Source organism: Kitasatospora sp. NPDC001664 (assembly GCF_053596675.1).
In genome coordinates, this window is record NZ_JBSFGS010000044.1 from 1 (window position 1) to 25429 (window position 25429).

Sequence of the window (25429 nt, forward strand, 5' to 3'; positions counted from 1 at the left end):
GAGCAGAAGTGGTGTTCCAAGGATTGGCCGCCCCGGGACCGTCCACACAGAACGCGTGTCCGGTGCTCCCTGCCGAGCGACTAGAGAACACTACCCCCGTCACCCTCCGAAGGCAAACATCCCACTTCGAGGACCCGCGTGCAGGCGGCCAGTGACCCCTCCACGTACGCGCCGTTGGGAGCGTCGTTGCGCTCGATCCACTCCCGAGCCGCCTCCGGGGTGCGGCCGCCGCTGACATGACGGTGCATCAGGCGTGCGTCCCGGACGGAGTCCGGCGTCGCGAGGTACCAGAGCTCGTGGAGGAGGGGGCGGACGGCGGACCAGGGGGGCTCGGTGCTGGCGAGGTAGTTGCCCTCGGTGACGACCAGGCGGGTGTGGGGGTGGATGGCGTGGCGGCCGGCGACCGCCTCGTCGAGGGTGCGGTCGAAGCCGGGGGCGTAGACCTCGGTGAAGCGTTCGGTGTGGACACGGCGGAGGAGGGCGACGTAGCCGTGGGCGTCGAAGCTGGGCGGGGAGCCCTTGCGGTGGCGCAGGCCGAGGCGGTCGAGTTGGGCGTTGGCGAGGTGGAAGCCGTCGAGGGGGAGGTAGGCCGCGGTACCGGGGCCGTGGGTGCGGTTGATCTCGGTGATCAGGTGCAGGGCCAGGGTGGACTTCCCGGTGCCGGGCGGACCGGTGAGGCCGAGGACGGAGCGGCCCTTGTGGACGGTGTGGCCGTCGAGGAGGCGGGTGGCGAGGGCGACCAGGTTCTCGGGGGTCGCCGGGGAGGAGGCGGAGGTCGAGGCGGCGTTGCTGTCCAGCGGCATGGGGCGCACCCTACGCAGCCGGGTGCGCGGTGAGGACCGGCACGTCGAAGGTGAGGGTGCCGGCTCCGGCGTCCAGGGTGGCGGGCAGGCCGAGCGGGACGGTGAGGGTGGAAGGGCAGTGGCCGAAGCCGAACTCCCAGATCACCGGGACGCCCAGCGGGGCGAGCCGGTCGCGCATGGTCTCCCTGACCTGGTCGAGCGGGCCGCAGTCCTCCCAGGAGCCGAGGGCGATCCCGGCCACGCCCTCCAGGGCACCGGAGCGGATCAGCTGGGTGAGGATGCGGTCGAGCTGGTAGGGCTGCTCGCCGACGTCCTCCAGCAGGAGGAGGGTGCCGGCGAAGGAGGGGCGGGCGGTGGGGGTGCCGCGTTCGGCGGCGAGCAGGGCGGCGCAGCCGCCGGCCGTGGTGCCGCGGGCGGTGCCGGGGAAGAGGGGGGTGCCGGTGGAGCCGACGACCAGGGTGGTCTCGGGCTCGAAGAGGGTGCGGCGCAGGTGTTCGGCGGTGGGCGGGTCGGCGATGAAGGTGGCGCCGGTGCCGAGCGGGCCGTAGAGCGTGGGGACGCCGAGGCGCTGGGCGACGGCCTCGTGCAGGACGGTGATGTCGCTGAAGCCGACCAGGGCCTTGGGCGGCGCGGCGCGCAGCGCGTCCCAGTCGAGCAGGTCGACCATCCGCTGGACGCCGTAGCCGCCGCGGGCGCAGATGACGGCGGCGACGGTGGGGTCGAGCCAGGCCTGCTGGAAGTCGGCCGCGCGGTCGGCGTCGGTGCCCGCCAGGTAGCCGAGGTGCTTGTCGCGGTGGTGGGCACCGGGGACGACCTCCAGGCCCCAGGACCGGAGGACGGCGGTGCCGGCCGTGATCTGTTCGGCCTCGAGGGGTCCGCTGGTGGCCACCAGGGCGACCCGGTCGCCGGGCACCAGGCGGCGCCCCCTGCGCAGCGTGCCGACGGCAGAGGTGGCGGTGGTCGTCTGAGACATCGTCAGGTACCCCTCGGAGGGACGGAGGACGGGATGGGCGCGGTGCCGGTCGGACGGGTGCCCGGCCGGCACCGCGCGGTCCCTTCCAGTCCTACCGCATGCCCATCGCGTGGCGGACCTCGGCCAGGGTGGCGTCGGCGAGGGCGTTGGCCCGTTCGGCGCCCTCGGTGAGGACGGTGCGGAGCAGGGTGCGGTCCTCGGCGAGTTCGGCGCGGCGGGCGCGGATGGGGCGGAGGTACTCGTTGACGGCCTCGGTGACGTGCTTCTTGAGGGCGGCCGCTCCGCCGTCACCGATCTCGGCGGCCACGGCGGCCGGGTCGCGGTCCTGGCAGAGGGCGGCGAGCCGGAGCAGGCCGGAGACGCCGGGGCGGGCCTCGGGGTCGTAGCTGATGTGCCGTGAGGCGTCGGTGGTGGCGCCGCGGATGAGCTTGGCGGTGCGGTCCTCGGTGGCGCCGAGCGGGATGGCGTTGCCGCGGCTCTTGCTCATCTTGCCGCCGTCGGTGCCGAGGAGCAGCGGTGCGTCGGAGAGCAGTGGCCGGGGGACGGGGAAGAGCTCGGTGGCGTAGCGCTCGTTGAAGCGGCGGGCGATGGTGCGGGTGACCTCCAGGTGCGGGAGCTGGTCGCGGCCGACGGGGACCAGGTCGGCCTTGCAGAAGAGGATGTCGGCGGCCTGGTGCACGGGATAGGTGAACATCAGCCCGCTGACGGCGGCCTGGCTGGAGTGCGCGATCTCGTCCTTGACGGTGGGGTTGCGGCTGAGCTCGGCGACGCTGACCAGGCTGAGGAAGGGGAGCATCAGCTGGTTCAGGGCGGGGACGGAGCTGTGCGTGAAGACCGTGGCCCGGGCCGGGTCGACACCGGCGGCGAGGTAGTCGAGCACCAGGTCCTCGGCGGCCTCGGCGGGGCGGTCGGCGCGGTCCCGGTCGGTGAGGGTCTGGTAGTCGGCGACCACCAGGAGGAGTTCGACGCCGGCGGCCTGGAGGTCGACCCGGTTCTTGAGGGTGCCGAAGTAGTGGCCGAGGTGGAGCGGGCCGGTGGGGCGGTCGCCGGTGAGGATGCGGTGGCCCTCGGGGTGGCGGAGGACCTCGTCGAGGGTGGTGTGGCCGACGGCCGGGGTGGCGGAGGTGGTGGTCTGCATGGGTGGCTCCTGGGAGGTGACGGTGGGTCGGACCGTCCGCCGGGAGCCGCCGTGCGCGGACACGCCGCAGGGCCGCCCTCGCGGACGGCCCTGCGGTCATGCGTGCGGGGTGGCCGTCCTAGGACGGCCACCAGTTGAGGCACGGCTGAAGCTTCATGTCCGCCAGGGTAGCCGCCGGGCGCCTGCCCGGGACAGGGACTTTCTCCTCGCGGCCCGCCCTCACCGCGCGTTGGGCACGTACCCGAGGTCGACCGGGACCACCGTGCCCCGACCGGCCAGCCAGCCCTCGCGGACCGCGGCCAGCAGCTCGGGCAGTTGCGGGGGCCAGAGGGCGTCGGCGGCCGGGTCGGCCAGGTCCTCCGGGGACCACCAGCGGGAGTCGAGGATGCGGTCGGTCGCGTGCACCGCGCTGACGTCGCCGACCAGCCCGCGCCGGGGGCCACGGCTGAGGTAGACGTGCTCGTGCTGGCGGACCGGGATGCCGTGCCAGGTGAAGTCGTGCTCCCAGGTGCAGAGCAGCGGGCCCGGGGCCAGGTCGGTCCAGCCGGTCTCCTCCCAGAGCTCGCGGCGGGCTCCGGTGGCCGGGGACTCACCCGCCTCGATGCCGCCGCCCGGCATGGTCCAGTGCACGCCGACCTCGCTGTTGTCGGAGCGGAGCAGGAAGACCGCGCCGCCCGGCTCCAGTACGGCGGTCCGTGCCGCTCGTCGTGGGGTTCGCATCGGGTCACCCTGGCAGACGGCTCCGACGGCGACCAGGGCATTTCCGTTGCACCGCCCACCTCCGGCCCTAACCTGAGCCAATGATCCTCTTCCCCGTCGATCCGCTGACCCCCCGCCGCCCCGATCCGCACTTCCTGCTGGAGGCCCGGCGGGTCACCGAACTCGGCGGCGGCACCGTCCTGTTGGACCACGACGCGCTGCTGGCGGGGGACGTCCGGGAGGCGGTCCGAGCCGTCCCGGCGGGCGGCGGTCCGCTGTGGTACCGGGGGTGGATGGTCCCGACGGCCCGGTACGCCGAGCTCGCGGAGGCGCTCGCCGCACGCGGGCGGCCACTGATGACCAGCGGCGCCTCGTACGCCGACGCCCATGAACTGCCGGGCTGGTACCCGGTCTTCGAGGGCTCGACGCCGGAGAGCGTCTGGCTGCCGAGCGGGCCGGGCCGTGGCGGCGCGGTCGGCGAGGCCGCGCTGGCGGAGGCGGCGCGGAGGTTGGGCGGGCGCGGGCCGGCCGTGGTGAAGGACTACGTGAAGTCGCGCAAGCACGAGTGGGACGAGGCCTGCTACGTGCCGGAGCTGGCCGACCCGGCCGGGCTGCTGCGGGTGGTGCGGCGGTTCGAGGAGCTCCAGGGGGAGTTCCTGGCCGGGGGCGTGGTGCTGCGGCGGTTCGAGGAGTACCGGCGGGGTGCGGACGGCCGGGCGGTGGAGGCCCGGGTGTGGTGGCTGGACGGCGATCCGGTGCTGGTCGGCCCGCATCCGGACCGGCCGGACGCGGTGGTCCGGCCCGAGCTCGGTGGGGTGCAGCCGCTGGTGCGCTCGCTCGGCTGCCGCTTCGTCACCACCGACCTGGCCCAGTCGGAGGCGGACGGGTCCTGGCGGGTGGTGGAGGTGGGTGACGGGCAGGTCAGCGAGCTGCCGCGCGGGGCGGACCTGGGGCGGCTGCTGACGGCACTGCTGTCCCGCACCGGCGGCTGACGGGGCCGGGCAGAACCGAGGACGTCGGCGGACGCTTCGACCGGGAACGTCGGCGGACGCCCCCGGCCGGGAGCGGGCCGAGGCGTGTCCAGGTACTGACGGTGGCTCAGCCGGGCTGAGGGGCCCGAATGGCGGGGGTCCGGTCCGCGGGCAGGCGGTGGCCGCGGGCCAGGAAGACCACGGGCGCGCCGTTCTGCTCCACCACGCGGTCGAGGAGCTCCGCGAGCGCCTCCCGGCCGGCTTCGCCGATCCCGCCCGCCAGAGCGTCGATCCGGCGGCGGGCCTCGGCGTAGAAGAGCTCGGCGAGTCCGGTGCCCTCGGGCGTGAGCGCGACCCGGACGGCCCGGGCGTCGCCCGGGCCCGGCTCCCGGCGGACCAGCCCGCGCTGCGAGGTCCGGTCCACCAGCCCGGTCAGGCTGGACCGGGCCAGGCCGAGCACCCCGCCCAGTTCGCCCATCCCGTGCGGCCGGGCCATGAGGACGCAGAGCAACTGCCCCTGCTGCGGGGTCAGGCCGAGCCCGCGGGCGGACTCGGCGTACACCTCGTTCACCAGGAAGGCGGACCGCACCAGGGTGCTGACCAGGTCCGGGCGCCCACCCGAGGAGGTCTTGGCCATCCGGCCAGGCTAGCACCGGCGACACTGCCACCGGGGTACGAACTACCGTCTGCGTCAACGGAATCCGGGCACCCGGTCAGTGTCCGGCGGCGACCGTCTCCGCCCGGACCGCCGACGGCCGGTGTGCCGACCGCCGGTCTGCCGACCGCTGTGCCGGGACGAACACCCGGGCGGCCGTCGGCGCCGCGCTCCGCCGGGCGACCAGCACCAGCGGGACGCCCACCGCCGCGAGCAGGCCGCCGAGCGCCAGCCCCATGCCCGGGTACCCGGCGGCGGCGGCCAGGGTGGCGCCGACCACCGGCCCGGCCGCCACTCCGAGCGAGGAGCCCGCCCCGGCCAGCACGGCCCAGCGGCCGGCCCGGTCCAATCCGGCGGCCAGCGCGATCAGGTGACTGAGCACCAGCGGGTAGCAGGTGTTCCAGAGCACCTCGCCGACGGCGAACGGCAGCACCGATCCGGCGCCGCCCGCCAGCACCATGCAGAGCGCGATCACCGCGGTGCCGGCTCCGATCGGCAGCGCCCGCCCGAAGCGGGAGCCCACCGCGCTCGCCGCCGTCACCCCGAGCAGGCCGCCGCCGAGCGCGGCGGCGAAGACCAGGCCGAGGGTCCGCTCGTCCAGACCGACCCGGGCGGTGCCGATCTGACCGCTCACGCCCCAGAGGGCGTTCTGCCCCATCGACCAGAGCAGCATTCCGCCGGCCAGTACGCAGCCCACCGCCTTCCGGGGCAGCGCGCCCCCGGCCGGCCTGCGCGAGGCGGTCGGACCCTCCGTCAGCGGACCGACCGTCAGACCGCCCGTGGTCAGCGCGGCCACCAGTGCCCACCCGGCGACGGCCGCGAACGGCAGCCCGTGGCCGCCGCCGAGCCGGGGCAGCGCCAGGAAGAGCGCCGCGGCCACGGCGGAGGTGGTCAGCAGCCCCAGCGCCGAACCGCGCTGCGGGTCGGCGGTGGCGGCGATGCCCGTGGAGGCCACCGCCGTCGCGGTGCCCGCGCCGAGGCCGGTGAGCAGGCAGCCGGCGATCAGCAGCGGCAGGTGGTCGGAGAGCGCGGCTGCGGTGCCGCCGACGGCCAGCAGGCCGGTCCCGGCCCGGGCCAGCCGGACCGGGCCGAGGCGTCGCACCCGACCGGCCAGCAGCAGCCCCGCCGAGGCGGAGGTGAGCAGCAGCGCGCTGCCCACCGCCCCGGCCTGAGGGGTGGTCAGTCCGAAGGAGCCGACCAGCCGGCCGACCACGGTCGGCAGCAGGTAGGCGGGCAGGTACCCGGCCGAGAACAGCACCACCAGCGCGGTGGTCGCCGCCCGGGAGGCGGGGTGGGCGGCGGCGGACCGTGCCTCGCGGGCGCGCGGAACCATGGGCGTGGCCTCTCGACCAGGGCGGACCGGGGTGGTGCTCCCGGCCTCTCGCGCGGTCGCCCGCCCTGTCTACCAGGCCGCACCCGGATGACGGCCCGTCAGAACCGTCCCGCAACCGCCGAGCTGCACAGTTGCGGCCCGCCCGAGATCCCTCCGTGATCGAACGGCCCCGTGCTCCCCGCCCTAGAGCCTGTCTAGACCCGCTCCTTCTCCTGCTCGTCCAGCTCCTCGTCCAGGCGCTCCGCGTGCCCGTGGTGCTCGGCGACGAAGGCGCGCCACAGCCGGGCGTAGGCACCGTCGAGGGCCAGCAGGGAGTCGTGGGTGCCGTCCTCCACCACTCGGCCGCGGTCCAGGACGACCACGCGGTCGGCCCGCTCGGCGGTGGTCAGGCGGTGGGCGATGACCAGGGTGGTGCGGCCGCCAGCCAGCCGGTCGGCGGCGCGGTTGACCGCGGCCTCGGTGGCCAGGTCGAGCGCGGCGGTGGCCTCGTCCAGCAACAGGACGTCCGGGTCGACCAGTTCGGCGCGGGCCAGGGCTATCAGCTGGCGCTGGCCCGCCGAGAGGTTGCGGCCCCGGGAGGTGACCTTGTGGTCGTAGCCGTCGGAGAGGGCGGTGATCATCCGGTGTGCGCCGACCGCCTCGGCCGCCGCCTCCACCTCGGCGGCGGTGGCGTCGGGCCGCCCGTACGCGATGGCCTCGCGCACCGTGCCGGCGAACAGGTACGCCTCCTGCGGGACCACGCCGAGCCGGTGCCGGTACTCGGCCAGGTCGTACGCGGACACGTCGGTGCCGTCCACCAGCACCCGGCCGCCGGTCACGTCGTAGAACCGCGCCACCAGCTTGACCAGCGTGGACTTGCCCGCGCCGGTCTCGCCCACCAGCGCCACGGTCTGCCCGGCGGGGATGTGCAGGTCGATGCCGCTGAGCACGTCCGGCCGGCCCTCGGCGGCGCCGCTGTAGGCGAAGCTGACGTCCTGGAAGGTGATCTCGCCGCGCAGCTTGCCGACCGGCACCGGGTCCTCGGCCGGCGGGGTGCTGGTCGGGGTGCGCAGCAGCTCGCGGATCCGGCCGAGGCCGACGGCGGCCTGCTGGTAGCCGTCGAAGATCTGCGAGAGCTGGTTGACCGGGGCGAAGAAGAGGTCGATGTAGAGCAGGTACGCGACCAGCGCGCCGATGGTCAGGGTGCCCGACTCGACCCGGGCCGCACCCACGATCAGCACCAGCGCGGCGGCGGTGCCGGAGAGGAACTGCACGAACGGGAAGTACAGCGAGATGTAGAACTGCGCGCGGTTGCGCGAGTCCCGGTAGGCGAGACCGCTGGCCTCGAAGCGCTCGGTGTTGACGGTCTGCCGGCGGAACGCCTGGACGATCCGCATGCCCGCGACGTTCTCCTGCAGCTCGGCGTTGACCGTGCTGATCAGCTCGCGGGAGCGCTGGTACTGGGTGCTGGACTTGCGCCGGAAGATCCAGGTCGCGACCGCCAGCAGCGGCAGCACGGCGAACACCACCAGGGCCAGGCCGGCGTCGATCACCAGCAGCGCGGCGAAGATGCCGAAGAAGGTCAGCAGGCTGACCACGGCGGTGACCACGCCGGTCTGCAGGAAGGAGCTGATCGAGTCGACGTCGGTGGTCATCCTGGTCATGATCCGGCCGGACAGCTCGCGCTCGTAGTAGTCCAGGCCGAGCCGGTTGAGGTGGGCGAAGATCTTCAGCCGCAGGCTGTAGAGCATCCGCTCGCCGGTGCGGCCGCTGACCTTGGTCTCGGTGCTCTGCACCAGCCAGTCGAGCAGCACGATCGCCAGCGCGGCGAGCGAGGCGACCGCCACCCCGGACATCGCGGCCTTGCTGACGCCGTCGTCGATGCCGTGCCGGATCAGGACCGGCAGGCTGAGACCGGCGGCCGCGTCCAGCGCGACCAGCAGCAGGGCGAGCAGGAGCGGGCGGCGGAACGGGGCGAGCATCCGGCGCAGGTTGAAGTCCGGGTCACCGGCCTCGGCCTGCTCCACCGGGATCGCGGGGGTGTCGGTGGCGGGGGGCAGCGCGGCGACCTTGGCGAGCAGCTCGGGGTCGGCTCCGGGCTTCTTCTCCGCCTTGGCCGCCTTGGCCCCCGCCTTCTCCCTCGGATCGGCCCCGGTGGCCTCGGCGGCCTCGACGGCCTTCGTGAGGATGGCCGGGGTGGGCTCCGCCGCCAGCGGTCGGGGGGTGTCCAGGACCTCGTCGGGGTTGCTGATCAGTGCCCGGTAGAGGGGACATCGGGCCTCGAGTTCCTCGTGCGTGCCGAGGTCGACCAGGCCGCCGGCGTCCATCACGGCGATCCGGTCGGCGAGTTGGAGGGTGGAGCGGCGGTGCGCGATCAGGAGGGTGGTGCGGCCGGCCGTGACGCCGTGCAGCGCCTGGTGGATCTCGGCCTCGACCTGCGGGTCGACCGCGGAGGTGGCGTCGTCCAGGAGGAGCACGGCCGGGTCGCTGAGGATGGCCCGGGCGAGCGCGATCCGCTGGCGCTGGCCGCCGGAGAGGGTCAGGCCCTGCTCGCCGACCTTGGTGGCGTAGCCCTCGGGCAGCTCGCGGATGAAGCCGTCCGCCTGCGCCGCCCGGGCGGCGGCCTCGATCTCCTCGTCGGTGGCGGCAGGGCGGCCGTAGGCGATGTTGTCCCGGACACTCTCGGAGAAGAGGAAGCTGTCCTCCGGGACGATGCCGACGGTGGCCCGGACGGAGTCGACCGTCAGCTCGCGGACGTCGTGTCCGTAGAGGCGGACGGCGCCCGACGCGGCGTCGTAGAAGCGCGGCACCAACTGCGCGACGGTGGACTTGCCGGAGCCGGAGGCACCGACGAGGGCGAGCGTCTCGCCCTCGGCCAGACGGAAGCTCAGCCCGCGCAGCACGTGGCCGGTCCCGCTGTCCGGCCCCTGGTCCTGGTCCGCGTCCGGCCGGCCGCCGTAGGAGAAGTCGACGCGGTCGAACTCGATGGCGGGAGTCCCCGCCGTCCGGGGCAGCGCGGTGAGGTCGAGGGCGTCCGGGGCCTCCTGGACCTTCGGGCGCAGGTCGACCAGCTCGAGCACCCGCTCGACGCCGGCCCTGGCCTGCTGGCCGACGGTGATCACCATGGTGAGCATCCGGACCGGGCCGGTGAGCTGGGCCAGGTAGGTGGAGAAGGCGACGAAGGTGCCGAGGCTGACCTCGCCCCTGACGGCCAGCCAGCCGCCGAGCGCGAGCACCGCGACCTGGCCGAGGGCCGGGACCGCCTGCATGGCCGGGTTGTAACGGCTGCTCAGCCGGATGGAGCGGAGCCGGGCCGCGAACAGCTTGCGGGAGGCGGCCTCCAACTTGGCCCGCTCCTGGGCCTCCTGGCCGAAGCCCTTGACCACCCGGACGCCGCCGACCGCGCCGTCCACCACTCCGGCCACGGCGGCCGCCTCCTGCTGCGCGGCCCAGGTCGCGGGGAAGAGGCGCTTGCGGCTGAGGGTGGCGGTCCACCACAGGGCCGGCCCCATCAGCAGGGCGATCAGGGTGAGCGGCGGGGAGAGCCAGAGCATGACGCCCAGGGACATGCCGAACATCAGCACGTTCCCCGTCATCATCGGCAGCATGAAGAGCAGGCCGACGACCAGCTGGAGGTCGGAGGTGGCCCGGCCGACCACCTGGCCGGTGTCGAGCTCGTCCTGCCGGTCCCCGTCGAGCCGGGTGAGCGAGCGGAACAGGTCGGCCCGCATGTCGTGCTGGACGTCGATGGCGAGCTGCCCGCCGAAGTACCGGCGGACCTGGGTGCAGAGGAAGACCACCGCGGCGGCCACCAGCAGCAGGACCGCCCACGGGGTGAGCGGGCGGCTGTGCGCGGTGATCACGTCGTCGATGATCACCTTGGTGATCAGCGGGACGGTGGAGGTGACGGCCATGCCGACCAGCGAGGCGCCGAAGGCGAGCAGCACGCCGCGGCGGTGGCGCCAGCTGTAGCCCGACAGGCGGCGCAGCCAGCCGGACGACCGGAGCGCCGCCGGGTCGTTCACCTGGTCTTCGGATGCAGATCCGTGAGTCTCACGCATATTTAGGGATACTAACCATTTCATCGCTCGCCCCCCAGTGCTTATCCGGCGGGCACGTCGATGCGAACAGCCCGGACCCCGGACTGCTTCCCGACACGCCCGGCCCGACCAGCATCGCCCCCGGCGCGGCGCGGCGGACTGGTCTGACGTACTCCGTGCGGACCGCCGTTGGACCTAGGTCAGTGGGCCGACTGCTCGGCCGCGGCCGTGAAGGCCCCCTGGGCCAGGCCGTGCAGCAGCGCGGCCGTGGCCGTGCGGGACAGGCCGGTGCGGTCGGCGCTGTGCGGGGTGGAGTTGAGCAGGCCGAAGACGGCGTGCACCACGGTGCGGGCGGTCGGCTCGGCGGCCGGCTCGGCCAGCGCCGGATGGGTGCGCCGGACGGTGTCCACCCAGAGCTCGACGTAGGAGCGCTGGAGGCGGCGGACCTTGCGGCGGTCCTCCTCCTTGAGGTGCAGCAGCTCCCGGTCGTGCAGGGTGATCAGGTCGCGGTCGTCGAGGGCGAACTCGACGTGGCCGTCGATCAGGGCGTCCAGGGCGCCGTCCGGCGTAGCGGCCTCACCCGCCCGGCGGCGGCCCTCCTCCAGCAGTCGCTCGCTGATGCCGATCAGGAGATCGGCGAGCATCGCGTCCTTGCCGGAGAAGTGGCGGTAGAGCGCGGGGCCGCTGATGCCCACCGCCTTGCCGATCTCGTCCACCCCGACGCCGAGGAAGCCCCGGGCGGCGAACAGCCGGGCCGCCTCGCGGCGGATCTGGTCCCGGCGCGGGACTACGGGGGCTTCGGGGGCCTTCGACATGACACCCATCGTAGACAGTGGGGTTATCCGTGGTTAACCTGAGCCCAGGAGTTAACGCTCATTAACTTGGGGCGGCTCCGGGTCCCGGGCTCACCCGCACCGTCGGCCCGGCCCGTCCGCTCTCCGAGGGCAAGGGAGCTCTGGGGATGGTCCTCTCGACTGCCGGACTGCACGGACCGCAGGGGCTGCGGGCACCGCAGGCCGGCCGGGGCAGCAGTCCGATGCCGGCGTTCGACCCGGCCGCCGCGCCCGCGCCACGGCTGGAGAGCTCGGCCGACCCGGGCTCGGCCGCCTACCGGGCGAACACCGCCGCGCACCAGGCGCTGGTCGCCGAGCTGCGCACGAAGCTCGCGGCGGCGGCCGAGGGCGGTGGCGCCAAGGCCCGCGCCCGGCACACCGCGCGCGGCAAGCTGCTGCCGCGCGAGCGGGTGGACACCCTGCTCGACCCGGGCTCCCCCTTCCTGGAGCTCGCCCCGCTCGCGGCGGACGGCCTCTACGACGGCGCCGCACCGGCGGCCGGCGTGATCGCCGGAATCGGCCGGGTCGCCGGGCGCGAGGTGGTGGTGGTCGCCAACGACGCCACCGTCAAGGGCGGCACCTACTACCCGATGACGGTGAAGAAGCACCTGCGGGCGCAGGAGGTGGCGCTGGAGAACCAGCTCCCCTGCGTCTACCTGGTGGACTCCGGCGGCGCCTTCCTCCCGATGCAGGACGAGGTCTTCCCGGACCGCGACCACTTCGGGCGGATCTTCTACAACCAGGCCCGGCTGTCGGCCGCGGGCATCCCGCAGATCGCGGCGGTGCTCGGCTCCTGCACGGCCGGCGGCGCGTACGTCCCGGCGATGAGCGACCAGGCCGTGATCGTCCGGAACCAGGGCACCATCTTCCTCGGCGGCCCGCCCCTGGTGAAGGCCGCGACCGGCGAGGTCGTCACCGCCGAGGAGCTGGGCGGCGGCGAACTGCACTCCCGCACCTCGGGCGTGACGGACCATCTGGCCGAGGACGACGCCCACGCGCTGGCCGTCGTGCGGACCATCGTCTCGGGCCTCGGCCCGCGCGCCGCCAAGCCCTGGCCGCTCACCCCGGTCGAGCCCCCCGCCGTCGACCCGGCCGGGCTGTACGGCGCGGTGCCGGTGGACCCGCGCACGCCGTACGACGTCCGCGAGGTGATCGCCCGTCTGGTGGACGGCAGCCGCTTCGCCGAGTTCAAGGCGGAGTACGGGACCACCCTGGTCACCGGCTTCGCCCACATCCACGGCCACCCGGTCGGCATCGTCGCCAACAACGGCGTGCTGTTCGCCGAGTCCGCCCTCAAGGGCGCGCACTTCATCGAGCTCTGCGACCAGCGCGGCATCCCGCTGCTCTTCCTGCAGAACATCACCGGCTTCATGGTCGGGCGCCAGTACGAGGCCGGCGGCATCGCCAAGCACGGCGCCAAGATGGTCACGGCCGTGGCCTGCACCCGGGTGCCCAAGCTGACCGTGGTGATCGGCGGCTCGTACGGCGCCGGGAACTACTCGATGTGCGGGCGGGCCTACTCCCCTCGCTTCCTGTGGATGTGGCCGGGCGCGAAGATCTCGGTGATGGGCGGCGAGCAGGCCGCCTCGGTGCTGGCCACCGTGCGCCGCGACCAGTTGGAGGCGCAGGGCGAGGAGTGGCCCGGCGAGGCCGAGGAGGAGTTCAAGCGGCCGGTCCGCGAGCAGTACGAGCGGCAGGGCAACGCCTACTACTCGACCGCCCGGCTCTGGGACGACGGCGTGATCGACCCGATGGACACCCGGGCCGCGCTCGGCCTGGCCCTGACCGCCTGCGCCAACGCCCCGCTCGCCCCGGCCCGGCCGTACGGCGTCTTCCGCATGTGACGCGCCGTCCGGGGGCGCCGGCCCCGTCCGGCGCCCCCGGACCGCCGCTCTTCCGACCCGCTCAGATCCCCGCTCACGATCCCCGCTCACGACCCGGAGGAACGCCTCCCATGTTCGACACAGTTCTGGTCGCCAACCGAGGCGAGATCGCGGTCCGGGTGATCCGCACGCTCCGCCGCCTCGGCGTGCGCTCGGTGGCGGTGTTCAGCGACGCGGACGCCGACGCGCCGCACGTCCGGGAGGCCGACCTGGCCGTCCGGCTCGGCCCGGAGGGGCACAGCGACAGCTCGGCCACCGAGACCTACCTGCGGGGCGACCTGATCCTGGCGGCCGCCCGCCGGACCGGGGCCCAGGCGATCCACCCCGGCTACGGCTTCCTCGCGGAGAACCCGGCCTTCGCCCGGGCCTGCTCCGAGGCCGGTGTCGTCTTCATCGGCCCGCCGCCCGGTGCGGTGGAGCTGATGGGCGACAAGATCAACGCCAAGGAGGCCGTCCGGGCCGCCGGGGTGCCCGTGGTCCCCGGCAGCGTCGGGCGCGGCGACGGGGCGCCGAGCGACGCCGAACTCACCGCCGCCGCAGCCGAGATCGGCTACCCGGTGCTGCTCAAGCCCTCGGCCGGCGGCGGCGGCAAGGGCATGCGGCTGGTCCGTGACCCGGCCGACCTGGCCACCGAGCTGGCAGCCGCCCGCCGGATCGCCCGGACCGCCTTCGGCGACGACACCCTGCTGCTGGAGCGCTGGGTCGACCGGCCGCGCCACATCGAGGTGCAGGTCCTGGCCGACACCCACGGCCGGACGGTGCACCTGGGCGAGCGCGAGTGCAGCCTGCAGCGCCGGCACCAGAAGCTGATCGAGGAGGCTCCCTCCGTCCTGCTGAACCCGGAGACCCGGGCGGCGATGGGCCTGGCGGCCGTCCGCGCGGCCGAGGCCTGCGGTTACACGGGGGCCGGCACGGTCGAGTTCATCGTCCCCGGTCTGGACCCCGACGGGCCCGCGCCCGAGGGCGTCATGGACTTCTTCTTCATGGAGATGAACACCCGGCTCCAGGTCGAGCACCCCGTCACCGAGCTGGCGATCGCGGTGGGGGCCGACACCCCGGCCCCGGCGCGGCTGGACCTGGTCGAGTGGCAGGTGCGGGTCGCCTCCGGTGAGCGGCTGACGTTCGATCAGTCGGACATCTCCTTCCTGGGCCACGCGATCGAGGCCCGGATCTGTGCCGAGGACCCCGAGCGCGACTTCCTGCCGACGGGCGGTCAGGTCCTGCTGCTGGAGGACCCGCAGGGCGAGGGCGTCCGGGTGGACTCCGGCATCCAGCGGGGCACCGAGGTCGGCAGCCTGTACGACCCGATGCTGGCCAAGGTGATCGCCTACGGGCCGGACCGGGCGACCGCCCTGCGCCGTCTGCGGGCGGCCCTTGCCGAGACCCGGGTGCTCGGCGTCACCACCAACGCCGGCTTCCTGCGACGGCTGCTGGCCCACCCGGACGTGGTGGCCGGACGGTTGGACACCGGGCTGGTCGAGCGCACGGTGGAACGGACGCCGGAGCTGCTGGCCTCCTCCTTCTCGGCCGCTCCGGCCGGCTCAGGCCCTCTCGGAGGCTTGGACGCCTCCGACGCCTCCGAGACCACCGACGGATCCGACGGCGTCACCACCCCGGCCGCCCCGCAGCCGGACCGCTCCCCCGCCGAACCCCTCTTCCACGCGGCCGCGCTGGCACGCCAGTTGGGCCTCGCCCCGGCGGTCTCCGACGAGGGCTGGACCGACCCGTTCGCCGAGGCCTCCGGCTGGCGGCTCGGCGGCACCCCCGCCTGGACCGCCCACCGGCTCCGGCTGCCGGGCCAGGACCCGGTGACCGTGCGGCTCCGGCCCGCCACCGCCGCGGGCACGCCCTCCGCCTGGGACGCCACTCTCGACGGCGGCCCGATCCGGACCGTCCGCGCCGCCCTCGCACCCGAGCGGCTCCACCTCACCGTCGACGGTCTGCAGACGACCTTCGCACACACCACCGACAGCACCGCCGCCGGAACGGTCCAGTGGCTCGGCCTGGACGGCGACGCCTGGGGCGTGCACCCGTACGACCCGGTGGCCGACCAGGCCCGCGGCGGCGACGCCCACCACGGCGGTCTGACCGCGCCCATGCCCGGCACCGTCACCGTGGTGAAGACCTCGCCGGGCGAGCAGGTCCGCCGCGGCCAACCCCTGCTCGTCCTGGAGGCGATGAAGATGGAGCACGTGATCACCGCTCCGCACGACGGCACCGTCAGCGAGCTGCGGGCCGCCGCCGGGAGCACCGTCGCGATGGACGAACTGCTGGTCGTGGTCGAGCCCTCCGGCACGGCGGACGCCCTCACCACCGGGGAGGCGTCGTGACCACGGAGCCCGGCCGCACCGCCGACACCTCGACGGCCGACACCTCGACGGCCGCCCCCGCCACGGGTGGGCGCGAGCCCGACGCGCTGGACCTGGGCCTGCCCGCCGTCGCCCCCGCCCCCGGCCTACCCGGTCGGGTCAGTATCCACGAGGTCGGGCCCCGCGACGGTCTCCAGAACGAGAGTTCACTCGTACCGGTGACGGTGAAGGCCGAGTTCATCGCCCGGCTCGCGGCCGCCGGACTCGGCCGGGTCGAGGCCACCAGCTTCGTCCACCCCAAGTGGGTTCCGCAGCTGGCCGACGCCGAGGAATTGATGCCCCGGCTGGCCGGGCTGACCGACCGTCACCCGGGCCTGCGGCTGCCCGTGCTGGTGCCGAACGAGCGCGGCCTGGACCGCGCGCTGGCCCACCACGCCACCGAGGTCGCGGTCTTCGCCAGCGCCACCGAGACCTTCGCCCGGCGCAACCTCAACCGTTCGGCGGCGGAGGCCCTGGAGATGTTCAAGCCGGTGGTCGAGCGCGCCGCCGCGGCCGGGGTGCCGACCCGCGGCTACCTCTCGATGTGCTTCGGCGACCCCTGGGAGGGCCCGGTGCCGCAGGAGCAGGTCGTCGGGTTCGGCGTCCGGCTGCTGGAGCTCGGCTGCACCGAGCTCAGCCTCGGCGACACCATCGGCGTGGCCACCCCGGGCCAGGTCACCGCGCTGCTCGAGGCGTTCGACCGGGCCGGGGTCGGCCCCGACCGGCTGGCCGTCCACTTCCACGACACCTACGGCCAGGCCCTGGCCAACACCCTCGCCGCGCTGCGCTCCGGCGTCACCACGGTCGACGCCTCGGCCGGCGGCCTGGGCGGCTGCCCGTACGCCAAGAGCGCCACCGGGAACCTCGCGACCGAGGACCTGGTCTGGATGCTGCACGGCCTCGGCATCGAGACCGGCGTGGACCTGCGCTCCCTGGTCGCCACCAGCGCCTGGATGGCGCGCCGGCTCGGCCGGCCGAGCCCCTCCCGGGCCGTCCAGGCCCTGGCCGGCACCACGGACGACGGCTCCGCGGGCACCCCCTCCGCCTGAGTCGCGGTCCCTCCGACCCGCTCGACGGCCGGCCCCTCCCCCGGGGCCGGCCCCTCCCGCTCCCCCACCCCGGGCAGCGGCCCGGCACCGGCCCGGCGTCTTCCCCGGCGCGCGCCACCGGGCCGCCCGGGCCCCGACCGACCCCAACTCCGGGCCCTGCGGCCCCGATCCAGGAGGATCACCATGCTCGACCACCGCTTGGACCGCGAGTACGAGGAACTGCGCCGCACCGTCGAGCAGTTCGCCAACGACGTGGTGGCCCCGAAGATCGGGGACTACTACGAGCAGAACGAGTTCCCGTACGAGATCGTCCGCGAGATGGCCCAGATGGGGCTGTTCGGCCTGCCCTTCCCGGAGGAGTACGGCGGCATGGGCGGCGACTACTTCGCCCTCGGCCTGGCCCTGGAGGAGCTCGCCCGGGTCGACTCCTCGGTGGCGATCACCCTGGAGGCCGCGGTCTCGCTCGGCGCGATGCCGATCTACCGCTTCGGCACCGAGGAGCAGAAGCGGGAGTGGCTGCCCCGGCTGACGTCGGGCGAGCTGCTCGGCGCCTTCGGCCTGACCGAGCCGGAGGGCGGCTCGGACGCCGGGGCGACCCGCACCACGGCCCGCTACGACGCGGAGACGGACGAGTGGGTGATCAACGGCACCAAGTGCTTCATCACCAACTCCGGCACCGAGATGACCGGCCTGGTCACCGTGACCGCACTGACAGAACCGATCGCTCGTTCGAGTGAAGACTCGGCTGACGTCTCGTCAACTCGCGAGATCTCCTCCATCATCGTTCCCACCGGTACCCCTGGGTTCACCGTCTCCCGCAAGTACTCCAAGGTCGGGTGGAACGCATCCGACACCCGTGAACTGTCCTTCACCGACTGCCGAGTTCCCGCGGCCAACCTGCTCGGCACCCGCGGCCGCGGCTACGCCCAGTTCCTGCGCATCCTCGACGAGGGGCGCATCGCCATCGCCGCCCTGGCCACCGGCCTGGCCCAGGGCTGCGTCGACCAGTCCATCGCTTACGCCGGCACCCGCCGCGCCTTCGGGCGGACGATCGGCGCCAACCAGGTCATCCAGTTCAAGCTCGCCGACATGGAGATGCGCGCGCACACCTCCCGCCTGGCCTGGCGGGACGCCGCCTCCCGGCTGCTGCACTCCGAGCCGTTCAAGAAGGAGGCGGCCATCGCGAAGCTGTACTCGTCCGAGGCGGCGGTGGACAACGCCCGGGAGGCCACCCAGATCCACGGCGGCTACGGCTTCATGAACGAGTACCCGGTCGCCCGCATGTGGCGCGACTGCAAGATCCTGGAGATCGGGGAGGGCACCTCCGAGGTCCAGCGGATGCTGATCGCAAGGGAGTTGGGCATCAACTCCTGACCCGTGGCACGGCCGGAGGGGGCGGCCCGCCAGGGCCGCCCCCTCCATCGGCATCCGTCCACACGGACTCCGCGTCCCCGCTCAGGGGATGACGATCACGGGCCGGTTCGCCCGGCGCGCCAGCCGGCCCGAGACCGAACCGAACAGCTTGCCGAGCAGGCCGTGCGTGGTCCCGACCACGATCGCGTCGGCGGCGTACTCCCGGCCGACCTCCTCGATCTCGTGGCAGATGTCCCCGCCGCGCTCGACCAGGATCCACGGCACCCCGTTGAGGTAGTCCGCGCACGCCAGTTCCAGGCCGAGGACCTCCGTGCGGTGGTCGGGCAGGTCCACGAACACGGGCGGCTCGCAGCCTGCCCAGACCGTCGCGGGCAGCCGGTTGGCGACGTGCACGATCACCAGTCCGCACTGTGACCGGCGGGCCATGCCGACCGCGTACGCGAGCGCGCGTTCGCTGGAGAGCGAGCCGTCGAAACCGACCACCACACCGTGCTGGAAGACCGGGTCACAGGTCCGCGCGGGCTGAGCCGCGAGCTCCGCCCCACCGGCCCTCCCCGGAACGGCTCCTGCCGCACCGGTACCGCCCGCGATCGTTCCGTCCGTCATCGCAGCCCCCTCACTGCTTCCACCGCGACCCTCGCCCCGGCGGCCCAGCCACCGCTGGCGCGGCCACAGCCGGCCCCGGCGCACGACGTCCCTGGCCGGGACGGCCACGGCCCGGGGGCCTGCGACCCGTCCGGACCGTTCGGCCCCGGATGTGTCCACTGCGTCCGACGCGCCCGATCCGCCCGACCTGCCGGGCGCACCCGGACCGCCGGCGCGCAACTCCTCCTCGATCCGGGCACCGAGAGCGGCGTCCGCCGGTTCGGGGAGCTCAAAATCGACCATGGCTCAAAGCTCTTCGAGTGGAATGGGCCGACAGAACGGGGCACGAATGCCCGGGCAACAGGTCCACCCGAGCCATCGAGCCGGTCTCCGCCGAGCACCACCGAATGTGACCTGTTCCTCTCAGAGTACGACCGGCCCCGGGCCGCGCCCAGCGGCAGAGCCCTTGAACGGCAAGGAATCCCGCGAACGGAGTCGCGCGTTCCCGGTTCTTCGCGCCCCACCGTCGAGCCCGTGCGCCAGGGCCCTTCGGTGAAGGTTCCCTGGAGCTTCGCCGAGGAAGCCCCTGGACGCAACAGGGCCCCGGTACACCGTGATCCGACTGTCACCGTCCGGTTGGCGCACCGGCACCGCGGCCGGCCCACGGCCTGCGCCCGGCTCTCCTCTATATACGTGCACGTCACGTGCCCCCACCGTTCGGCGTCGGCGGCCGCCGCACGCTTCCACCCCCGCCGCCGGTCAAACCTCTGGCCTCCGCCGATCCCCCACCGGGCAACCGCTTCCGGCCAATTCAAGGCGGCACGGAGGGTAACGCGGCAATTGCCTGCTGCATACTCCGGCCTGCTGGCAGCATGCACCGCATGCCGCTGCTGCTGCTCGACCTCGACAACACCCTGCTGCCCCGGGACGCCGCCTTCCGCGCCTGGGCCCGGGACTTCCTGGCCGAGCACCGGCTACCCGCCGCCGACCTGGGCTGGCTCACGACCATCGACGGCGGCGGCTACGTACCCCGCAGCACCGTACTCGGGGCCGCCAAGCGTCGCTACGGCCTGGACCGCTCGATGGACTCCCTGCTCGGCCACTACCGGCGGGGCATCAACTCCCACATCCACTGCCCGCCCTCCCACCTCTCCGCGCTCAACGCGGCCCGGTCCGCCGGCTGGCTGATCGGCATCGTGAGCAACGGCGGCACCGGCCCCCAGTTGGAGAAGATCCGGCGGGCCGGGCTCAGCGCCCTGGTCGACGGTTGGGTGATCTCCGAGGAGGCCCGCTGCCTCAAGCCCGATCCGCGGATCTTCGAGATCGCCGCCCAGCGCTGCGGCGTGACGCCGGCCGGCGACTGGGCCGACCGGACCTGGATGGTCGGCGACCACGCCCCCGCCGACATCGCCGGCGCCGAGCTCACCGGCCTGCGCAGCGTCTGGCTCCACCACGGTCGCCCGTGGTCGGAACCCGGCTACCGCCCGACCCTCAGTGCGGCCGGCCTCCCGGAGGCCGTCGGGCTGATCCTCTCCGCCCGCTCCGCCCCGACCGGCGCGAGCACCGCGGCCACCGCACGCCGCACCGCCACCTCGGCCCCGCACACCCGGCCGGAGGCCCGGCTCCTCGGCGAACCCCGGGTCCACGGCGAGTCCCGGCTCCACGCCGAGCCTCGGCCGCACGGCGAACCCCGGACCGCCCTTCGGGCAGAGGCCGGCTCCGAACCGCGCCACGACCTCCGGCACAATCACCGAACCGGGGTCGCCGACGTCACCCCCCTCCGCGCACCGAGTGGCCCGGCCACGCCGAGCAGCCCGCCCGCACCGACCGGCCCGGGAACCCCCGTCTCCGCCCCCGTCCCCGCCCCGATGCCGAGCGTCAGCGCCACCAGCGCGTAGCGCCCCGCTCCACGAACCCCAGCTGCCGGTACAGGGGTTCACCGAGCAGGGTGGCCACCAGGGTGAAGACCCGCCCCGGCTGCGCCGCGAGGGCGGTCGTGAGGACGGCCCGTCCCAGGCCCATCGAGCGGTGGGTTGGCAGGGTCGCGACCCAGTAGACGCCCACCGTCTCGCCGTCGTCGTAGGTCATGCAGGCGGCGGCCGGGACGCCCTCGACCCGGCCGAGCCAGGCCCGGTAGCCCGGCTCGGCCAACAGCGTGGCCGGCAGCACCGCACCGGCACGCCACGGCTGGTGCTCCTCCAACGGGAAGCCGTCCACCACCACCCGCTCCAGTTCGGCGAGTTCGGCCACCGAGCCGATCTCCTCCACCGTCACTCCCGGACGCAGCCCTGCCGCGACGGCCGCCTCGGAGGCCTCCGTGGCGGCCGGGGCCTCGGAGGCCTCCGGCTCACGGACCATGACGTTCATCGGTCGGGTCGGCGTGCAGCCACCCGCGGCGAAGTCGAGCCCGCCGTACGGGTCCTCCACCACCATCCGCGTGGTGCCCCACTTCTCGAACAGCTCGGCCAGCTCCGCCTGCAGGGCCGCCGCCCCGGCGGACTGCCCGCCTGACCGCCCGCCTGACTGCCCGTCAGCCGCCGTGTCCGCCCCGTACGGGCGGGTGACCACCACGCGGTGGGTGTCGGTCGCATTCCTGGTGCACCGCACGGCGGCGAAGCCCTCCCGCCGCTCGGACTCCCAACCCTGGGCGCGGGCCTGGGCCAGCCAGAAGCCGGCGGCATTGTCGTTGGCCTGTTCGAGTCGACCGATCTTCGTCATGTTCCGACCATACGATCCCGGCCCGCCGCGCCGCGGCCCAAACGGAAACCCAGGTCACACCCCGCTCGGGGCCGGCTCGGGCGCCCTCCACCCCACCGACACGTCCGAGCCACCCAGCGCCCACCGGCGCACGATTCCCCGACGCGCGCCCCCTTCACGTACCGGCGGTTTTCAGTCAATCTCGTTACCGGCGCGCACCGTTCGGCAAAGCCGCAGACCAGGCCGCTCGACGCGGCACGTTCTCCGGCCTCACTGGGCGGTCGGTCGTGCGGCAACCAGCCATCGAACTCCCCGCCCTCTTCACAGGGGGGTCGACGCCTGCCACGCTTCGTGATCGAATGCATCACGCCAAATTGCCATGTCGACATAGCGTCGGATGGTGAACTTGTCACAACGGCGACGGTCCACCCAGTAGATTCGATCTTGGCGAGCAGGGCCAGCAGGGCGAGTAGTTGGGCACCACGGCACCACCACACCACACCACCGAGGGGGCTGGAGCGCCTTGAGCAGGGTGAGCAGGAGCGATACGGGTCCTGGCGGCGGCCAGCCGTCGGCCGGCTTCACGATCCGCTCGTCGAGAGAGACCGCGCCGCACCAGCCCAGCCCACCGCCCCCGGGTTCGCACCTCGGCCCGCACCCGCAGCACGCCCCGCAGCACGGCTCCCCGCTCGGAGCGCAGTTCGGGCATCCGCACGGACCGCAGTACGGCGCCCACCAGGGCCACTCCCCGGTCCCCCTCGCCGCCCCGAGCCAGTCGGCCCCGCCGTCGCAGCACACCAACTCCGCTGCCCGGCGCTCGCCTTCGCCCCTCGCGTCCCTGTCGGCCGGTCAGTCCCCGCAGGCAGCAGCACAACTGACGCACAACCAGTTCTTGCAGGCCGCCGCCTCCGGGAGTCACGGGGGCCGCGGCAGTCACTCCGGCCACGTCGGCCACAACACCCCGACCGGCGCCGCCGGAACCGCGGTCGCCGTCGAACCGCCCGTCACCGCGTCCGGCAACGGACTGCTCGGCCACAGCAGCGCCGCGCGCAAGCTCTCCGGCCGCCGACGGCGCGAGACGGTCGCCGTCCTGATCTTCGGCGGGGCCCCGATCTTCGAGAGCTCGATCCCGCTCTCGGTCTTCGGCGTGGACCGCCAGGACGCCGGAGTCCCCCGGTACCGCCTGCTGGTCTGCGCCGGTGAGGACGGACCGCTCGCCACCACCGGCGGGCTCACCCTCACCGCCCCGTACGGCCTGGAGGCGCTCGCCCGGGCCGGCACCATCGTCGTCCCGGCCTGGCGCTCGATCTCGCAGCCGCCCCCGCAGGAGGCGATCGCCGCCCTGCGCAAGGCCCACCACGAGGGTGCCCGGATCATCGGCCTCTGCACCGGCGCCTTCGTGCTGGCCGCCGCCGGTCTCCTGGACGGCCGCCCGGCCACCACCCACTGGATGTACGCGCCGACGCTGGCCAAGCGCTACCCGAAGGTCCACGTCGATCCGCGCGAGCTCTTCGTCGACGACGGCGACGTGCTCACCTCCGCCGGGACCGCCGCCGGGATAGACCTCTGCCTGCACGTGGTGCGCAGCGACCACGGCGCCGAGGCGGCCAACGCCCTGGCCCGCCGCCTGGTGGTGCCCAACCGCCGCAGCGGCGGAGGACAGGCCCAGTACATCGATCAGTCTTTACCTGAGGAGATCGGCAACGACCCGCTCGCCGAGGTCGTGACCTGGGCCCTGGAGAACCTCAACCAGCAGTTCGACGTCGAGGTCCTGGCCGCCCGCGCCTACATGAGCCGCCGCACCTTCGACCGGCGGTTCCGCACGCTCACCGGCAGCGCCCCGCTGCAGTGGCTGATCACCCAACGGGTGCTCCAGGCACAGCGGTTGCTGGAGGCGTCCGAGCTCTCGGTGGACGACGTCGCGCGCCGCTGCGGCTTCCGTTCCCCGGTCGCGCTGCGCGGGCACTTCCGTCGGCAGCTCGGGGTCTCCCCCGCCGCGTACCGGACCAGCTACCGGGCCAGGCGTCCGCTCCCGGCCGGGAGCTCCGTGAACGGGGCCTCCCTGGCCGGCGGGGCCGCACCCGGTTCCGCCGGCACCGCACCGGGTCAGACCGCCGTCGCGACGGTCCCCCCGCAGGCCCACCCGGCGGACCGTCCGGCCATGGCACCGCACGGCGCACCGCACCTGACGAACGGTCCGACGCGTCCGCTGGTCCCGTCCCAGGGCGGCCAGGCCCCCCAACACGGCCACCAGCGCCCGGGCGGCGGTGCCGGCGCCCGGCAGCACGCACCGGCCGTCCCCGTCGGCGGTTCCGCGCCGGGCGTCGAGCACGCCCACGCGGCCGCCACCGAGGAGGGCTACGGCCCCGGCCACGGTCAGGGCCCCGGCCAGCCGACGGCCCGTGACCTGGCGCAGGGTCACCGTCCGGACGGCGCACCGCCGTCCGCGCCGCGCTCCGACCGGACGTACCAGGAGCACCCCGAGCAGCACGGCCAACACGCCGAACGCCCCGCCACGGGCAACGGCACCGAACCCGCACCGGGGCGACAACTGTCCGGCTCGAGGGATCGCGCCGTAGGCTGAGGGGCGTGAATGACCGCCTGGTATGGATCGACTGTGAAATGACGGGGCTCGACCTCGACCGGGACGCCCTGGTCGAGGTCGCCGCGTTGGTGACCGACTCCGAACTCAACATCCTCGGCGAGGGCGTGGACGTCATCATCCGTCCGCCCGCCGCCGCGCTCGAGAACATGCCGGACGTGGTGCGCACCATGCACACCTCCTCCGGCCTGCTCGACGAGCTGGAGAACGGCGTGACCCTGGCCGAGGCCGAGGCCATGGTGCTCGCCTACGTCCGCGAGCACGCGCCCGAGGCCGGCAAGACCCCGCTCTGCGGCAACTCCGTGGCCACCGACCGGGGTTTCCTCTCCCGGGACATGCCCGCCCTGGAGGGCCACCTCCACTACCGGATCGTCGACGTGTCCTCGATCAAGGAGCTGGCACGCCGCTGGTTCCCGCGGGCCTACTACAACAGCCCGCAGAAGGGCGGCAACCACCGCGCCCTGGCGGACATCCGGGAGAGCATCGCCGAACTCCGCTACTACCGCGAGGCGGTGTTCGTCCCCCAGCCCGGTCCGGACACCGACGCCGCCCGGACCATCGCCGCCAAGTACCAGCTGCCGACGACCTGACGGACCGCCGGACACCGGCCGGCACCGCCACCGGGGCCCGGCCCGCCCCTCCGACGGGCTGACCAGCGGCCCTCGACCGCCCGTCACCGAAACCCTGGCGCGAGCACCCTCTCCGATCCTGTAGAGTTCTTCCTGTCGGAGCGGGAACGCCCCGGACAGATGGTGGGTGTAGCTCAGTTGGTAGAGCACCTGGTTGTGGTCCAGGTGGCCGCGGGTTCGAGTCCCGTCACTCACCCCATCGCCTTCAGGGCCTGGTCTCAACGGACCAGGCCCTGAAGGCTTTTCGCGTTCCCGCAGACGATCCTCGGGCAGGCACTACCCCCACTTCCTACCGGCTAGTAACATCGCGCCCATGACCATGACCCAGATCGGCCAGCTGCTCGACTCCACCGTCCCCATGGCCCACACCCTCGGCCTGGAGTACCTGGAGACCACCCCCGAGCGCGCCGTGCTCCGCTTCCCGGACCGGCCCGAGTACCGCAACCACGTCGGCGGCCCGCACGCCGGTGCGATGTTCACGCTGGCCGAGACCGCCAGCGGCTGCATCGTCCTGGCCGCCTTCGGCGACCAGCTGGGCCGGGCCGTGCCGCTGGTCGTGAAGACCGAGACCGCCTACCTCAAGCTGGCCAGGGGCCCGCTCACCGCCACCGCGACCCTCGGCCGCCCGGTCGCCGACGTGGTCGCCGAGCTGGACAAGGGCGAGCGCCCGGAGTTCGAGGTCACCGTGGACGTCACGCGCGAGGACGGCGACGTCACCAGCACCATGAAGATCTCCTGGACCCTGCGCCCGAACGCCTGACCGGAGCCTGACCCGACATCAGCCCCGCCCTCGGCCACGGCCCGGGTGAGCCGCATCACACTCACCCGGGCCGAACCC

Annotated in this window: 18 protein-coding genes, 1 tRNA gene and 1 pseudogene; 10 read left to right on the forward strand and 10 right to left on the reverse strand. The window is 74.0% G+C overall.

From position 1 onward, the window contains the following. Positions 1-80: 80 nt before the first annotated feature. From ACWCYY_RS37415 to ACWCYY_RS37430, 4 genes are all read right to left on the reverse strand, one after another. Positions 81-803 carry a nucleoside/nucleotide kinase family protein gene (locus ACWCYY_RS37415; protein WP_345290868.1) on the reverse strand — a complete coding sequence of 241 codons (723 nt, stop codon included), beginning with the start codon at positions 801-803 and terminating at the stop codon, positions 81-83. 10 nt (positions 804-813) lie between these two features. Then, positions 814-1776: a S66 peptidase family protein gene (locus ACWCYY_RS37420; RefSeq protein ID WP_345290867.1), complete on the reverse strand. Its 963-nt coding sequence runs from the start codon at positions 1774-1776 to the stop codon at positions 814-816. A 91-nt stretch (positions 1777-1867) separates the two neighbouring features. Next, positions 1868-2914 (reverse strand): tryptophan--tRNA ligase, encoded by a 1047-nt coding sequence (gene trpS / locus ACWCYY_RS37425; RefSeq protein ID WP_449798588.1) that lies wholly within the window; start codon positions 2912-2914, stop codon positions 1868-1870. Between the two features lie 219 nt (positions 2915-3133). Further along, the gene (locus ACWCYY_RS37430; protein WP_449798589.1) at positions 3134-3634 is read right to left on the reverse strand and encodes an NUDIX hydrolase; all 501 of its coding nucleotides are present in this window, start codon (positions 3632-3634) and stop codon (positions 3134-3136) included. Positions 3635-3714: 80 nt separating this feature from the next. Between ACWCYY_RS37430 and ACWCYY_RS37435 the strand changes: the two genes are divergently transcribed. Next, positions 3715-4605, forward strand: coding sequence for an ATP-grasp domain-containing protein (locus ACWCYY_RS37435; RefSeq protein WP_345290864.1), 891 nt, complete (start codon positions 3715-3717; stop codon positions 4603-4605). 106 nt (positions 4606-4711) lie between these two features. Here the strand turns inward: ACWCYY_RS37435 and ACWCYY_RS37440 are convergent, their stop codons facing one another. From ACWCYY_RS37440 to ACWCYY_RS37455, 4 genes are all read right to left on the reverse strand, one after another. Further along, entirely contained in the window at positions 4712-5221 is a 510-nt protein-coding gene (locus ACWCYY_RS37440) for a MarR family winged helix-turn-helix transcriptional regulator (RefSeq protein WP_345290863.1), read from the reverse strand. A 76-nt stretch (positions 5222-5297) separates the two neighbouring features. Beyond that, entirely contained in the window at positions 5298-6572 is a 1275-nt protein-coding gene (locus ACWCYY_RS37445; protein WP_449798590.1) for an MFS transporter, read from the reverse strand. A gap of 194 nt (positions 6573-6766) precedes the next feature. After that, positions 6767-10612 carry an ABC transporter ATP-binding protein gene (locus ACWCYY_RS37450; RefSeq protein WP_449798591.1) on the reverse strand — a complete coding sequence of 1282 codons (3846 nt, stop codon included), beginning with the start codon at positions 10610-10612 and terminating at the stop codon, positions 6767-6769. Between the two features lie 179 nt (positions 10613-10791). Next, on the reverse strand, positions 10792-11406 hold the full coding sequence (locus ACWCYY_RS37455; RefSeq protein ID WP_345290860.1) for an SACE_7040 family transcriptional regulator: 615 nt from the start codon (positions 11404-11406) through the stop codon (positions 10792-10794). 221 nt (positions 11407-11627) lie between these two features. Between ACWCYY_RS37455 and ACWCYY_RS37460 the strand changes: the two genes are divergently transcribed. The 4 genes from ACWCYY_RS37460 to ACWCYY_RS37475 all read left to right on the forward strand — a co-directional run bounded on the left by ACWCYY_RS37460 (position 11628) and on the right by ACWCYY_RS37475 (position 18078). After that, entirely contained in the window at positions 11628-13268 is a 1641-nt protein-coding gene (locus tag ACWCYY_RS37460) for a carboxyl transferase domain-containing protein (RefSeq protein ID WP_449798606.1), read from the forward strand. A 110-nt stretch (positions 13269-13378) separates the two neighbouring features. Beyond that, complete coding sequence (locus tag ACWCYY_RS37465; protein WP_449798592.1) at positions 13379-15637, forward strand: ATP-binding protein; 2259 nt, start codon at positions 13379-13381, stop codon at positions 15635-15637. A gap of 86 nt (positions 15638-15723) precedes the next feature. Then, the gene (locus ACWCYY_RS37470) at positions 15724-16704 is read left to right on the forward strand and encodes a hydroxymethylglutaryl-CoA lyase (protein ID WP_449798607.1); all 981 of its coding nucleotides are present in this window, start codon (positions 15724-15726) and stop codon (positions 16702-16704) included. A 183-nt stretch (positions 16705-16887) separates the two neighbouring features. After that, positions 16888-18078: an acyl-CoA dehydrogenase family protein gene (locus ACWCYY_RS37475; RefSeq protein WP_449798593.1), complete on the forward strand. Its 1191-nt coding sequence runs from the start codon at positions 16888-16890 to the stop codon at positions 18076-18078. A gap of 81 nt (positions 18079-18159) precedes the next feature. On the opposite strand, the gene ACWCYY_RS37480 is transcribed toward ACWCYY_RS37475, so the two are convergent. Continuing rightward, positions 18160-18669, reverse strand: a complete 510-nt coding sequence (locus tag ACWCYY_RS37480) for a universal stress protein (protein WP_449798608.1) — start codon at positions 18667-18669, stop codon at positions 18160-18162. 875 nt (positions 18670-19544) lie between these two features. On the opposite strand from ACWCYY_RS37480, the gene ACWCYY_RS37485 reads away from it, so the two are divergent. Next, complete coding sequence (locus ACWCYY_RS37485) at positions 19545-20561, forward strand: HAD family hydrolase (protein WP_380149301.1); 1017 nt, start codon at positions 19545-19547, stop codon at positions 20559-20561. On the opposite strand, the gene ACWCYY_RS37490 is transcribed toward ACWCYY_RS37485, so the two are convergent. After that, entirely contained in the window at positions 20542-21381 is an 840-nt protein-coding gene (locus ACWCYY_RS37490) for a GNAT family N-acetyltransferase (protein ID WP_449798594.1), read from the reverse strand. The two genes, ACWCYY_RS37485 and ACWCYY_RS37490, sit on opposite strands and share 20 nt — an antisense overlap. Positions 21382-22384: 1003 nt before the next feature. Here ACWCYY_RS37490 and ACWCYY_RS37495 point away from each other — a divergent pair. The 4 genes and pseudogenes from ACWCYY_RS37495 to ACWCYY_RS37510 form a co-directional block, all read left to right on the forward strand. Beyond that, positions 22385-23389: pseudogene (locus tag ACWCYY_RS37495) on the forward strand (helix-turn-helix domain-containing protein); the annotation flags it as partial. A gap of 560 nt (positions 23390-23949) precedes the next feature. Next, complete coding sequence (gene orn, locus ACWCYY_RS37500; protein WP_345285818.1) at positions 23950-24552, forward strand: oligoribonuclease; 603 nt, start codon at positions 23950-23952, stop codon at positions 24550-24552. Between the two features lie 162 nt (positions 24553-24714). Continuing rightward, positions 24715-24790, forward strand: a tRNA-His gene (locus ACWCYY_RS37505). Between the two features lie 114 nt (positions 24791-24904). Next, complete coding sequence (locus tag ACWCYY_RS37510) at positions 24905-25351, forward strand: DUF4442 domain-containing protein (RefSeq protein ID WP_449798595.1); 447 nt, start codon at positions 24905-24907, stop codon at positions 25349-25351. Positions 25352-25429: the final 78 nt, after the last annotated feature.

Coding starts and splice junctions, on each gene's coding strand:
- ACWCYY_RS37430 (WP_449798589.1), bottom strand. CDS start 3,634: ATGCGAACCCCACGACGAGCGGCACGGACCGCCGTACTGGAGCCGGGC.
- ACWCYY_RS37460 (WP_449798606.1), top strand. CDS start 11,628: ATGCCGGCGTTCGACCCGGCCGCCGCGCCCGCGCCACGGCTGGAGAGC.
- ACWCYY_RS37445 (WP_449798590.1), bottom strand. CDS start 6,572: ATGGTTCCGCGCGCCCGCGAGGCACGGTCCGCCGCCGCCCACCCCGCC.
- ACWCYY_RS37435 (WP_345290864.1), top strand. CDS start 3,715: ATGATCCTCTTCCCCGTCGATCCGCTGACCCCCCGCCGCCCCGATCCG.
- ACWCYY_RS37450 (WP_449798591.1), bottom strand. CDS start 10,612: ATGCGTGAGACTCACGGATCTGCATCCGAAGACCAGGTGAACGACCCG.
- ACWCYY_RS37475 (WP_449798593.1), top strand. CDS start 16,888: ATGCTCGACCACCGCTTGGACCGCGAGTACGAGGAACTGCGCCGCACC.
- ACWCYY_RS37510 (WP_449798595.1), top strand. CDS start 24,905: ATGACCATGACCCAGATCGGCCAGCTGCTCGACTCCACCGTCCCCATG.
- ACWCYY_RS37415 (WP_345290868.1), bottom strand. CDS start 803: ATGCCGCTGGACAGCAACGCCGCCTCGACCTCCGCCTCCTCCCCGGCG.
- ACWCYY_RS37440 (WP_345290863.1), bottom strand. CDS start 5,221: ATGGCCAAGACCTCCTCGGGTGGGCGCCCGGACCTGGTCAGCACCCTG.
- ACWCYY_RS37490 (WP_449798594.1), bottom strand. CDS start 21,381: ATGACGAAGATCGGTCGACTCGAACAGGCCAACGACAATGCCGCCGGC.
- ACWCYY_RS37455 (WP_345290860.1), bottom strand. CDS start 11,406: ATGTCGAAGGCCCCCGAAGCCCCCGTAGTCCCGCGCCGGGACCAGATC.
- ACWCYY_RS37465 (WP_449798592.1), top strand. CDS start 13,379: ATGTTCGACACAGTTCTGGTCGCCAACCGAGGCGAGATCGCGGTCCGG.
- trpS (WP_449798588.1), bottom strand. CDS start 2,914: ATGCAGACCACCACCTCCGCCACCCCGGCCGTCGGCCACACCACCCTC.
- ACWCYY_RS37485 (WP_380149301.1), top strand. CDS start 19,545: ATGCCGCTGCTGCTGCTCGACCTCGACAACACCCTGCTGCCCCGGGAC.
- ACWCYY_RS37420 (WP_345290867.1), bottom strand. CDS start 1,776: ATGTCTCAGACGACCACCGCCACCTCTGCCGTCGGCACGCTGCGCAGG.